Source organism: Janthinobacterium sp. GW823-FHT03B06 (assembly GCF_058796955.1).
This window is the reverse complement of record NZ_JBXAJE010000009.1, coordinates 167634-179476: the sequence shown is the minus strand read 5'-3', so window position 1 is coordinate 179476 and position 11843 is coordinate 167634. Positions and strand designations below refer to the sequence as shown.

The window sequence follows — 11843 nt, the reverse complement described above, 5'->3', positions numbered from 1 at the left end:
TCACCGGGTCTAAAATTATACGGCATCAGGCTGCTTTGGTTTTAAGCAAAAGCGGCCGTTCGCCTCGCGGCAGGCTTGCTTGCAACAGATCGGCTTGCGCCGCGCCTGATTCTGAAATGACATTCCTGAAAATCTTACTCAAAGTGTTAATTCTTCCGCCAAAATTGCCAGGAAGATATGTCCTCCAGGCTGTGGAAAAATTCCCACATTCTTGGCGCCATAGCAGCCTGTTTTTAATGGATTGTATGGCAATAGCTGCAAAGGAAAATAATTTTGATTCAAGGCCATGTAGGTGGGGGCGAATAATTCTTAGATAAATATTTCCAGACGAATACTTTATTATTATCAAAACCAATTGAATCAAAAGCATTAATAGTTGTCTTTAGGAATCGAATTAACCGATAATATGGGTTCTTCGAAATCACATTCTCACCAAAAGTCACCAATATGTCACATTTCTCTCGTGTCCTCCCCGGCATCGCGCTGCACCAACATGGTTGCCATCCATGAAAAACCATCTGCTTGTTGCATTGTTTCTTGTGCTGGGCCTGTCCGCTTGCGGCGGTGGCGGCGGTGGTGACACGGCGGTGGCGACCACGTCGGGCAATCCTGCCGTGGTTCCTGCCGTAACGGCCGTCTCGGCGGCGAATGTCGCCGTGGGCGGCAGGCTGGTGGTGACGGGCACGAATCTGAGCCGCGTGACGGCTTTCCAAGTAGGCGGCGTGAACGTTGCCGCCAGTGCCAGCAGCGACACCAGCGTGACCCTGGCCATGCCGGGCACCCCTGTGACGGGCGCCTTGAGCCTCGTCAGCGCCAGCGGCACGGCGACCACCAGTTATAACGTCAATGTGTACTTGCCGCTGAGCGTGAGCAGCGTCGCGCCGGCGACGGGCGGCGTCGGTTCCAGCGTGACGATCGCGGGCGGCGGCATGGGCGCCGTGACGGCGGTGCAGTTCGGCAGTGGCGCGGCGGCAACGCCGCAAAGCCAGACAGCCGGCAGCGTGACGGTAGTGGTGCCTGCGGGCGCAGCGACAGGCGCGCTGACGGTGCGCGGTCCGTACAACGATGTGATCAGCAGCGACACGTACACGGTCCTGGCGAGCGTGGCAGTGACGTCAATCACGTCGGCCGTCAACGGCGCGACCTTGTCGGTGACGCTGCAGGGCAGCAATCTGGACCAGGTCAGCTCGGCAACGGTGGGCAGTACGCCAGCCGTCATCGTCAGCGCCAGTAGCAGCCAGCTGCTGCTGTCTGCGCCAGCGTCGGCAACGGGCAACGTGATGCTGTCGGCCGCTTCGCGCATCGCCGTGAATGCGGGCACGGTGTCGGCCTTTACCTTGGGCAGCATTGATTTCGCGCAGGTACTGAACTTGAATTCCAGCGATGCCGCCTTGCGCTTGACGCGCGGCAAGCCGGCCGCCGTGCGCGTCTCCGTGCTGGCCACGCAAACAGGCCAGACCAGCCCGGCCGTGATCTTGAATGCGACGGCCGCCAATGGCGGCAACCTGGGCAGCATCACCATGAGCGGCCCATCGGTCTTGCCGACGGTGAAAAGCGATTACAGTTTCAACGGCAATTTCAGCGCCGTCCTGCCTGCTGGCTGGATCTTGCCCGGCGTGCGCGTGCGCGTGACGGCAGTGGGCAATGACGGCGTGCAAGTGAGCCAGGAAGCGGCGCCCGTGGTGGGCAGCGCAGCGAAAATTCACCTGGTGCTGGTACCGCTGAGCACCGATGATGGTGTGGCGCAATTGCCGGACGCCGAGGTGATCCGTGCTGCACTGACGCGCGTGTATCCGTATGCGGCGGAAAATATCAGCATCACCACGCGCACGGCGCTGAGCATGCCAGGCAGCAGCACGGCCGACAGCTGGTGGAGCGATGCCTTGGACAAGCTGGACAACAAGCGTGCACTGGAAGATAGTGGCGCCTATTATTATGGTTTCGTGCCGAGAATGTCTTCCACGCGCACCGCCGGCCTGGCCTACATCAACCCGACGGGCAGCAGCAATGCCTTCACGGCGGCCATCGGCCTCGATGCCAGGTTCAACAGCATTGCCTCCGTCGATCCCTTTGGCAATAGCTGGCCTGAATGGCTGACCACGCTTGTGCATGAGCTGGGCCATAACCACTCGCTGCAGCACGTCGCCTGCGGCGGTCCAGCCAGTGCGGCCACCGACTACCCGTATCCGAATGGCGAACTGGGCCCGCAACCGCTGTACAACAGCGACTATGCGGGCAGCATTGGCCAGTTGAGCAAGGCCGTGTATGGCGCTACGCCGATGAAGGACGTGATGAGCTATTGCAGCGGTGCCTGGTTCTCCGACTACAGCTATGTGCGGGTACAGCAATTCCTGGAAAGGCGCAGCACGCAGGTGACGGGCAGCAATGTGCTGGCCGCCAGCATGTCCGTGGCCGAGAACGGCTATCTGACCATTTCCGGCCGCATCACGCCGGCCGGTGTGGGGCTGCGTCCCGCCGTTGCCTCGTCTGCGCGCATCGGCCCCGCTGCCGGCGGCAGCGGCCATGCATATACCCTGCGCGTGCTGACGGCGTCGGGACAGACTATCGACTTGCCTTTTGATGGCGTTTCCGTGGCTGATCATGGCGGCAACGCCATGAGTCATTTCCGCGTCAGCTTCGCCAACCCGGGCGACATCAGCGACGTGCAAGTGCTGCAAAATGGCAAGGCTCTAGCCAAGCTGGAGCGCTCTGCGCGCCGCAGCAGGGCCGCCGCCAACGATGCCACGTTCGATGCGACACAAAGTGGCGGCAAGCTGGCGCTGGTCTGGAATGCCGATGCGGAACCCTACGCCGCCGTGCTGCACGTGGCCGCCGATGGCCGCAAGACGGTGGTCGCCAGTGACTTGACGGGTGGCAAAGCCAGCGTCGACGTCAGCGCCTTGCCGGCCGGCGGCCGTTTCGAGGTCAGCCTGTCGTCGTCCGTGGGCGCACGCCTGATGAGGGTGCAGCGCCGCTAAGCCAGCGGGCTCGATGCGACGAGGGCTTGCCGCGGCAAGCCCTTTTTTTGTGTGTGGAATATGCACAGATCCTGTACCTGGCGAGGGCTGCCGTTTTACCTCCCGCCTGCCTAGAATGGGACTTCATCCACTTGCGGAGCATCCCATGCCCATTCTGAACCTGCGTTTGTCCACCACGCCCGATGCGCGCCAGTCGGCCGCCATCGCCGCCACCTTGAGCACCTTGACGGCACAGTTGCTGCACAAGGCGCCCGAACTGACGTCGGTCGCGATCAGCCATCTTGACGCGGCGCACTGGTTTGTCGGCGGGCCATCCCTGCAGGTGCAGGGCAAGGCCAGCTTTTTCCTCGATATCCTGATCAGCGATGAAACGAATACGGCGGCGGAAAAGGCCGCGTATATCGCCGCCGTGTTCGCCGCCATGCATGAGCATCTCGGCGCCTTGCATGACGTCAGCTACATCCACGTGCACGACGCGCGCCAGGCGGCCTGGGGCTACGGCGGCTTGACGCAGCAGTTCCGCGCCGTGCGCAAGGCGCTGCAGCCGGCCTGATCAATCCCAGCGGTGATTTTGATAGTGTTGCACGGCAAAATCGACGAAGACCCTGACCTTCGGCGACAGCTGGCGGCTGTGCGGATACAGCGCGTACAAGGTGCGTGGGCGCAAGGTGTAGCCGGGCAAGACTTCCACCAGCTGGCCGCTGCGCAGCGCCTCGCGCACGATGAAGTCGGCCGCGCCGGCAATGCCCATGCCGCCCACGGCAGCCTCGCGCAGGGCTACGCTGGTATTGGCTTGCAGGCTGCCGCGCACGGCCACCTTGTGCACGGCACCGCCCGCATCCGTGAACGACCACTCGGCCGGCTTCTCGCCGGAGCTGTACATCAGGCAATCGTGCTGTGCCAGGTCTTGCGGCGTGGCCGGATGGCCATGGCGGGCCAGGTAGGCGGGCGAGGCGACGGCCAAGGTGCGGCTGCTGCCCAGCTGGCGCGCCACCAGGGTGGAGTCGGGCAAGCCGCGCGCCAGGCGCAGCGCCACGTCGAAGCCATCGTCGATCAGGTCGACGATGCGGTCATTGCAGACGAGATCGATGTGGAGGTGCGGGTAGTGGCGCGTAAAGTCGGGCAGCCAGGCGGCCAGTTCCAGGGTGCCGAAGGCCATCGGCGCATTGATGCGCAGGCTGCCGGACGGCTGCGCCTGGTGCATGGCGACGGCGCGGTCGGCCGCATTGAGGGCGTCGAGGATGTCGCGGCTGGCCAGATAGTATTCCTGGCCGGCGGCCGTCAGGGCGAAGCGGCGCGTGGTGCGGTTGAGCAATTGGGCGCCCAGCTGGCTTTCCAGCTGGCGGATCTGGCGCGACACGATGGAGTGGGAAATGCCGAGCGCGGCGCCGGCGGCCGTGAAACTGCCCAGTTCCACGACGCGGCGCAAGGCGCGCAGGGCGGTCAGCTGGTCCATGGGCGCTTGCCGCCGGTATCGATGGCTTAATTAAACGAAACGCTTGCCTTCGAGGGGGAAGCCCTTGATGAACTCGGCTGCGGGCAGGCGCTTGCCGCCCGGTTTTTGCAGTTCCGTCAGGCGCAGCGAGCCATTGCCGCAGGCCACGACGATGCCGTGCTGGGCGTCGGCCGCCAGCACCTGGCCCGGCGCTTCCTTGCTGTCCGCGTCGAGTACCTCGGCGGCCCATATCTTGATGGTGACGCCATCGACCTGGCCGCAGGCGCCGGGAAACGGATTGAAGGCGCGGATTTTCAGGCCCAGTTCCAGCGCCGGCAAGCTGAAATCGAGCGCCGCTTCTTCCTTGGCGATCTTTGCCGCATAGGTGACGCCCGCTTCCGGCTGCGGCACCGCTTCCAGCGGCTGCTGCTGCATCTTGCGCAGGGTCTCGACGATCATCTTGCCGCCCAGTTTGGCCAATTTGTCGTGCAGGGTGGCGGTGGAGTCGCCCGCCTCGATGGGCGTGCGCTCGATGGCCAGCATGGGACCCGTATCGAGGCCTTCTTCCATCTGCATGATGGTCACGCCCGTTTCATCGTCGCCTGCCTCGATGGCGCGGTGGATCGGCGCGGCGCCGCGCCAGCGCGGCAGCAATGAACCGTGGATATTGATGCAGGGTTTGATGTCGAGCGTGCTGCGCGGCAAGATCAAGCCGTAGGCCGCCACCACCATCACATCGTAATCGGTGGCCAGCAGGCGCTCGTGGGCCGCTTTTGCCTCGGCGGCGCGCTGCGGGTCCTTGCTGTCCATGCGCAAGGACAGCGGTTGCAGCACCTCGATGCCGTGCTGCTGCGCGTACTGCTTGACGGCCGAGGCGTGCAGCTGCATGCCGCGTCCGGCAGGACGGTCGGGCTGGGTCAGCACCAGCGGAATCTCGAATCCCGCTTCGTGCAAGTCTTTCAGGGCCGTGGCGGCGAATTCAGGCGTGCCTGCGAAGATCACTTTCATAGCGTTCCTTGACGTGAGGTGCGCAGGCCCGGGCCGGAGGCGCCAGGCTGGCGTGGTGTTACGACTATTGTTGCTTAGTCTATCAGCAGCGGCTTAGAAACGACGGTTCTGTGCGCGCAAGCTCGCTTCGCGCTCGAGACCGCGGATTTCCTTGATCATCTTGGTCTTGATGCGGTTGCGCTTGAGCGGCGACAGGTATTCGACGAATACCTTGCCCAGCAAGTGATCCATCTCATGCTGGATGCAGACGGCCAGCAAGCCATCGGCTTCCAGCTCGTACTGCTTGCCGTGGCGGTCCAGGGCGCGCACCTTGATGCGGGCCGGACGCTCGACGCCGTCATACACGCCGGGCACGGACAGACAGCCTTCGTCGTAGACCTGCTTTTCTTCGCTGGACCAGGTGATTTCCGGGTTGATGAATACTTGCAGCTGGTTTTTTTCTTCGGTGGTGTCGATCACCATCATCTGGATATGCTCGTCCACTTGCGACGCGGCCAGGCCGACGCCCGGGGCGTCGTACATGGTTTCGGCCATGTCGTCGATCAGGGTTTGCAGGCGCGCGTCAAATTCGGTGACGGGCTTGGCGATCGTGTGCAGGCGAGGATCGGGGTAACGCAGGATATTTAATATGGACATACGGATTCGACTGGTTAAGGTGGGCGCCGGTGCGCCGGATTATTCATGCCTGGGCCATGCGAACGATGGCAGGGCTATTTTATTTTTGAGTACGCTACGGTTGGGCGCGTGTGGCGCAACGGCGCGGCAGATGCGTTTGCCAGTGCGCTATTCGTTTGCTGCAAAGGGAAATTTTATCACAGACGCCCATGGCCCTGTGGACGGCGGGCCGTTTTGCGGCGTCATTGCACGCATCCTTGCGCGCGTCGGTATCGCGTGCGCGCCATGGCGCTAGCATGGGATGCCACAGTACATAACGAGGTTGTCATGCATGCACTTGCAACGATGGCGGACACGGCCACGGAACTGGCGGGCTGGCTGCGCCTCCAGCATCTGGCCGGTGTGGGGCCGGTGGCGGCGCGCGCCTTGCTGGCCCGCTTCGGCTTGCCGCCGCAAATCTTTGCCACGCCGTTCGACATCCTGCGCGAGGTGGTGCCGGCCAGCGTGGCGCGCGCCATCGTGCAGCCGCCCAAGCCGGTGGCCAACAGCCAGCTGGCGCTGACCCTGCAATGGCTGCAGCGGCCCGGCAATACCGTGCTGACCCTGGCCGATGCCGCGTATCCGCCCCTGCTGCTGGAAATCGCCGATCCGCCGCTGTTGTTATATGTGCGGGGACGGGCGGAACTGCTGTCGCGTCCGGGCGTGGCCATCATCGGCAGCCGCAATGCCAGCGCGCAAGGCATGCAGAACGCGGCCGCCTTCGCCCAAGCGCTGAGCGCGGCAGGCTTGACCATCATTTCAGGGCTGGCGCTCGGCATCGACACGCACGCGCACGAGGGCGGCTTGCGCGGCGCGGGCGGCACGGTGGCCGTGATCGGCACGGGCGCCGATTTGGTGTATCCACGCCGTAACCTTGATCTGGCGCAAAGAATTGCCGAACAGGGCTGCATCGTCAGCGAGTACGCGCTGGGGCTGCCTGCCATGCCCGGGAATTTTCCGCGCCGCAACCGCCTGATCAGCGGCCTGGCGCGCGGCGTGCTGGTGATCGAGGCGGCGGCCCAGTCGGGTTCCCTGATCACGGCGCGCCTGGCGGGCGAGCAGGGGCGCGACGTGTATGCCTTGCCCGGCTCCATCCATGCGACTTTGGCCAAGGGTTGCCATGCACTCATCAAGCAGGGTGCCAAGCTGGTCGAGTCGGCCGATGACGTGCTGCAAGAGCTGCAGTGGCTGGGCGGCGTCCCCAGCGTGCCGGCCGCGGTGGAAGACGAGCCGCCGCTGCTGGCCGCGCTGGGCCACGATCCCCACGACGCCGATACCCTGGCCGCGCGCAGCGGCCTGGCCATGGGCGCACTGATGGGGCAATTGCTGGCGCTGGAGCTGGCGGGCCGGGTCGAACGCTTGCCGGGAGGACTGTTTCAACGCTGCAAATGACAGCTTGTCACTTGTGTGGCGGCCTTGCCGCACGGGCGCGCTTTGTCTGCGCGCACCCTTGTGTCTTAGCGAGCTTAGCTGCTAGAGTAGAGCCATGTTCGATATCCTGGTGTACCTCTACGAGACTTACTATCGCCCCGATGCCTGCCCCGAGCCGGCAGTCCTGGCGCGCAAACTGTCGGCCGTCGGTTTCGACGACGTGGAGATTTCCGAAGCGCTCGTGTGGCTGACGGACTTGAACGCCATGGCCGGCGCCGAACAAACCCTGACGGCCAGTTCCACGGGCACGCGCTTCTACGTGCAGCAGGAAAGCGACGTGCTGGGCACGGCCGCCATCGGCTTCATCCAGTTCCTGGAAAGCGCCAAGGTGCTCTCGCCGCTGCAGCGCGAAATCGTCATCGAACGGGCGCTGGCGCTCGACGAGGCGCCCGTGTCGCTGGGCAAGCTGAAAGTCATCGTGCTGATGCTGTTGTGGAGCCAGGGCAAGGAACCGGACGCCTTGATGTTCGACGATTTATTCGTCGACGACGAAGACCTGCCTCCCCGCCTGCTACACTAATATAATAGAGCGCTTGCTGGCTGCTCCTCCAGCCGTTGGCCTGACACCCCGGCGCCGCTGCCGCGCCATCCCCTTTAAGATGCACTGCACCGGCGCGCACGCCAGTCCATTGTGTTTGCGCCTGCGCATTCTTGCTTGCAGATAACTTGCCGAATTCTTCAATAGGCGCTTATCATTGGCCGCTTGACAAGACCACAAGTCACAAGGCCTTGCGCAGACAAAAGCGTCGGCGCCTGGCAATGCACTGTATGATGCGCATGCTGAAACTATCCTAGAGCATTTTTCGAGACCAAAAAATATGACAAAAACCCTCATCATCGCCGAGAAGCCTTCTGTCGCGAACGATATCGCGAAGACGCTTGGCGGCTTCACCAAGCACGATGAGTACTTTGAATCGGATGAATACGTCCTGTCGTCGGCGGTCGGCCACTTGCTGGAGATCGCCGTACCGGAAGAATTCGACGTGAAGCGCGGCAAATGGAGTTTCGCGCACTTGCCGATGATTCCACCGTATTTCGCGCTCAATCCCATCCCGAAGACGGAAGCGCGCCTCAAAGTATTAAACAAGCTGATCAAACGTAAAGACGTTTCCACCCTCATCAACGCATGCGATGCGGGGCGCGAAGGCGAGCTGATTTTCCGCCTGATCGCGCAAAACGCCAAGGCCAAGCAACCGGTCAAGCGCCTGTGGCTGCAGTCGATGACGCCGGGCGCCATCCGCGACGGTTTTGCGCACCTGCGCAGCGACGAAGAAATGCTGCCGCTGGCCGACGCGGCCCGCTGCCGTTCGGAAGCCGATTGGTTGATCGGCATCAATGGCACGCGCGCCATGACGGCGTTTAATTCGAAAGAAGGCGGTTTTTACCTGACCACCGTGGGCCGCGTGCAAACGCCGACCCTGTCCATCGTCGTCGAACGCGAAGACAAGATCAAGAAATTCGTGCCGCGCGACTTCTGGGAAGTGCGCGCCGAATTCGTCTGCGCGGCCGGCATCTATGAAGGCCGCTGGCTCGACACGAAGTTCAAGAAGGACGAGAACGACCCCGAGAAGCGCGCCGAGCGCCTGTGGAGCAAGACGGCTGCCGACTCGATCGCCACCGCCTGCCGCGGCCGCCAAGGCATCGTCACGGAAGAATCGAAACCGACCACCTCGATGGCGCCGGGCCTGTTCGACCTGACCAGCCTGCAGCGCGAAGCGAACTCGCGTTTCGGCTTCTCCGCCAAGAACACCCTGGGCCTGGCACAGGCGCTGTATGAAAAGCACAAGGTCTTGACGTATCCGCGTACCGATTCGCGCCACCTGCCGGAAGACTACATGCCGACCGTGCTGCAGGCGCTGGAAACGGTCAAGGAAAACAGCAACTACCACCAGTTCGCCAAGCAGATCATCGACAAGGGCTGGGTCAAGCCGAACAAGCGCATCTTCGACAACACGAAGATCTCGGATCACTTCGCGATCATCCCGACGACGATCGCGCCAAAGAATTTGTCCGAGCCGGAACAGAAGTTGTACGACCTGGTCACGCGCCGCTTCATGGCCGTGTTCTTCCCGCCTGCGGAATTCCAGGTCACCACGCGCTACACGGAAGTGTCCGGCCATCAGTTCAAGACTGAAGGCAAGGTCATGACCAATCCGGGCTGGCTGGCCATCTACGGCAAGGAAGCATCGACGGACGCCGACAAGGAAAGCAATGGCAACGGCAACCTGGTGCCCGTCGCCAAGGGCGAGAAAGTGCAGACGGAAAGCGTCAGCGCCAACGGGCTGGTGACGAAACCGCCAGCGCGTTTCACGGAAGCGACCTTGCTGTCGGCCATGGAAGGCGCCGGCAAGCTGATCGACGACGACGAGCTGCGCGACGCGATGGCCGGCAAGGGTCTTGGAACCCCGGCCACGCGCGCGGCCACCATCGAGGGCTTGCTGACGGAACGCTACCTGATCCGCGAAGGCCGCGAACTGATCCCGACGGCCAAGGCATCGCAGCTGATGACTTTGCTCAAAGGCCTGGGCGTCAATGAATTGACGGCGCCTGAGCTGACGGGCGAGTGGGAATACAAGCTGTCGCAGATGGAAAAAGGCAAGATTTCGCGCGAAGAATTCATGCGCGAAATCGCGCAGATGACGCAAATCATCGTCAAGCGCGCCAAGGAATACGACAACGACACGATTCCCGGCGACTACGCGACCCTGGAAACGCCGTGCCCGAATTGCGGCGGCGTGGTGAAGGAAAACTACCGTCGTTTCGCCTGCACCAAGTGCGAATTCTCGATGAGCAAGACGCCGGGTTCGCGCCAGTTCGAAATCGCCGAAGTGGAGCAATTGCTGAAGGACCGCACCATCGGCCCGCTGCAAGGCTTCCGCTCGAAGATGGGCCGTCCGTTCGCCGCCATCCTGCGCATCGTGCGTGATGAAGAGATCAAGAATTTCAAGCTGGAATTCGATTTCGGCCAGAACGACGAGAGCGAAGATGGCGAAGGCGTCGATTTCACGGGCCAGACGCCCGTGGGACCGTGCCCCAAGTGCAATGCCGGCGTGTACGAAATGGGCCTGGCCTATGTGTGCGAACACAGCGTAGCCAAGCCGAAGACGTGCGATTTCCGCAGCGGTCGCATCATCTTGCAGCAGGAAATCTTGCCGGAACAAATGGCAAAACTGCTCAACGATGGCAAGACGGACTTGCTGCCGGGCTTCGTATCGCAGCGCACGCGCCGTCCGTTCAAGGCTTTCCTCGTGCGCGGCAAGGATGGCAAGGTGAGCTTCGAGTTTGAAGAGCGCAAGGCCAAGCCGGGTGCGAAGACAAAGGCTGCCGCTGCCGAGGTCGAAGGCGAAGAAGGCGCGGCGCCAGCGAAGAAAACGGCCGTCAAGAAAGCGGCAGCCGTCAAAAAGGCACCGGCCAAGAAGGCCACGGCCGTGAAAAAGCCGGCCGCCAAGAAGGCGCCGGCGAAGAAGGCGGCAACGGCCGAGTAATCGGACGCCAGCCAGACAAAAGCCAGGGATTTCCCTGGCTTTTTTTATGTCCCGAGGCTGGCTTAGTCCAGGTAGTCGGAGTACTCGCGCTGCGCGTAATTCTGCAGATTCGCCCACGGCTGCGCCTTGCTGACGGTTGGCTGCAGCTTGACGTCGACCCGGCGATAGAAGGTATTCGCGCGGTCGCCGCTTTCGATGATCAGGGGAATCTGCTTTTGTTCATCCCACAGGATGCGCTGGAACACGCCGTTCTTTTCCACTTCGCGCCAGCGCGCCCCCGTCACGTTCGATGCCTGTTTCGACAGGGGCATGGCGGCCACCAGTTTCGGGTCCAGCAGATAAAAACTGTTTTCCCAGGAGCCGTCGAAATTGACGTTTTCGTATTCGGCCTTGGGAATCGAGACGACGATCTTGTCGTGCGCATCGATGTATTCCACGCGCACGGTGTTCTTTTCCAGCATCACGTGGCGCGGGATCAGCACGGGATTGAAGTGCTTGTGTTCATGCTGCGTAGCTTTCAGTGCCACCTTGGTGTTGTCGCCATGCTTGTGGCCCGCATGCGGGTCCGTCGACGGCGCCAGCACGCGCTCGACCCACACGTGGCCGGGGCGGCGCAGCATCTTTTCTTCGTAGCGGCTTTCGCGCGTCACGCCTTCCGGCGTCAGGACGCGGCTGTAATAGGTGATGCCCAGGTCCAGGTCGGCAGGAGCAGCAGCGGTGGGGGCGGCCTGGGCGCTGGCGGCAAAGCCGGCGGCGAGGAGGATGGCGATCAGGGACGATTTCATGGTGGTGCCTTTACGTGCAGAGGGGCGGAGGGCATACGCCATCCGCCCCGGTGGGGTTGCCGTGTTG

Annotated in this window: 10 protein-coding genes; 5 read left to right on the top strand and 5 right to left on the bottom strand. The window is 62.6% G+C overall.

Going from position 1 to position 11843, the window contains the following annotated elements; translation table 11 throughout:
- Window positions 1-25: 25 nt before the first annotated feature.
- Window positions 26-370, bottom strand: a complete 345-nt coding sequence (locus AC1RBA_RS24750; protein ID WP_139143694.1) for a hypothetical protein — start codon at window positions 368-370, stop codon at window positions 26-28.
- A 136-nt stretch (window positions 371-506) separates the two neighbouring features.
- Here AC1RBA_RS24750 and AC1RBA_RS24745 point away from each other — a divergent pair, with 136 nt between their 5' ends.
- Window positions 507-2978: an IPT/TIG domain-containing protein gene (locus AC1RBA_RS24745; RefSeq protein ID WP_492420054.1), complete on the top strand. Its 2472-nt coding sequence runs from the start codon at window positions 507-509 to the stop codon at window positions 2976-2978.
- 145 nt (window positions 2979-3123) lie between these two features.
- On the top strand, window positions 3124-3531 hold the full coding sequence (locus AC1RBA_RS24740) for a tautomerase family protein (RefSeq protein ID WP_070289978.1): 408 nt from the start codon (window positions 3124-3126) through the stop codon (window positions 3529-3531).
- Here the strand turns inward: AC1RBA_RS24740 and AC1RBA_RS24735 are convergent, their stop codons facing one another.
- The 3 genes from AC1RBA_RS24735 to def all read right to left on the bottom strand — a co-directional run bounded on the left by AC1RBA_RS24735 (window position 3532) and on the right by def (window position 6057).
- A complete protein-coding gene (locus AC1RBA_RS24735; RefSeq protein WP_070222744.1) occupies window positions 3532-4434 on the bottom strand; it encodes a LysR family transcriptional regulator in 903 nt (300 codons plus the stop codon).
- Window positions 4435-4464: 30 nt separating this feature from the next.
- Window positions 4465-5421 (bottom strand): methionyl-tRNA formyltransferase, encoded by a 957-nt coding sequence (gene fmt / locus AC1RBA_RS24730; RefSeq protein ID WP_070222742.1) that lies wholly within the window; start codon window positions 5419-5421, stop codon window positions 4465-4467.
- 93 nt (window positions 5422-5514) lie between these two features.
- The gene (gene def / locus AC1RBA_RS24725; RefSeq protein ID WP_121668437.1) at window positions 5515-6057 is read right to left on the bottom strand and encodes a peptide deformylase; all 543 of its coding nucleotides are present in this window, start codon (window positions 6055-6057) and stop codon (window positions 5515-5517) included.
- A gap of 306 nt (window positions 6058-6363) precedes the next feature.
- Here def and dprA point away from each other — a divergent pair, with 306 nt between their 5' ends.
- The 3 genes from dprA (at window position 6364) to AC1RBA_RS24710 (ending at window position 10991) form a co-directional block, all read left to right on the top strand.
- Entirely contained in the window at window positions 6364-7467 is a 1104-nt protein-coding gene (dprA, locus tag AC1RBA_RS24720) for a DNA-processing protein DprA (protein ID WP_121668438.1), read from the top strand.
- 94 nt (window positions 7468-7561) lie between these two features.
- Window positions 7562-8026, top strand: coding sequence for a Smg family protein (locus AC1RBA_RS24715; protein WP_070222738.1), 465 nt, complete (start codon window positions 7562-7564; stop codon window positions 8024-8026).
- Window positions 8027-8324: 298 nt separating this feature from the next.
- A complete protein-coding gene (locus AC1RBA_RS24710) occupies window positions 8325-10991 on the top strand; it encodes a DNA topoisomerase III (RefSeq protein ID WP_070311033.1) in 2667 nt (888 codons plus the stop codon).
- Window positions 10992-11053: 62 nt separating this feature from the next.
- Here the strand turns inward: AC1RBA_RS24710 and AC1RBA_RS24705 are convergent, their stop codons facing one another.
- Window positions 11054-11776, bottom strand: a complete 723-nt coding sequence (locus tag AC1RBA_RS24705; protein WP_492420053.1) for a hypothetical protein — start codon at window positions 11774-11776, stop codon at window positions 11054-11056.
- Window positions 11777-11843 lie beyond the last annotated feature (67 nt).

Coding starts and splice junctions, on each gene's coding strand:
- AC1RBA_RS24745 (WP_492420054.1), top strand. CDS start 507: ATGAAAAACCATCTGCTTGTTGCATTGTTTCTTGTGCTGGGCCTGTCC.
- AC1RBA_RS24710 (WP_070311033.1), top strand. CDS start 8,325: ATGACAAAAACCCTCATCATCGCCGAGAAGCCTTCTGTCGCGAACGAT.
- AC1RBA_RS24750 (WP_139143694.1), bottom strand. CDS start 370: ATGCTTTTGATTCAATTGGTTTTGATAATAATAAAGTATTCGTCTGGA.
- dprA (WP_121668438.1), top strand. CDS start 6,364: ATGCATGCACTTGCAACGATGGCGGACACGGCCACGGAACTGGCGGGC.
- fmt (WP_070222742.1), bottom strand. CDS start 5,421: ATGAAAGTGATCTTCGCAGGCACGCCTGAATTCGCCGCCACGGCCCTG.
- AC1RBA_RS24715 (WP_070222738.1), top strand. CDS start 7,562: ATGTTCGATATCCTGGTGTACCTCTACGAGACTTACTATCGCCCCGAT.
- AC1RBA_RS24705 (WP_492420053.1), bottom strand. CDS start 11,776: ATGAAATCGTCCCTGATCGCCATCCTCCTCGCCGCCGGCTTTGCCGCC.
- AC1RBA_RS24735 (WP_070222744.1), bottom strand. CDS start 4,434: ATGGACCAGCTGACCGCCCTGCGCGCCTTGCGCCGCGTCGTGGAACTG.
- def (WP_121668437.1), bottom strand. CDS start 6,057: ATGTCCATATTAAATATCCTGCGTTACCCCGATCCTCGCCTGCACACG.
- AC1RBA_RS24740 (WP_070289978.1), top strand. CDS start 3,124: ATGCCCATTCTGAACCTGCGTTTGTCCACCACGCCCGATGCGCGCCAG.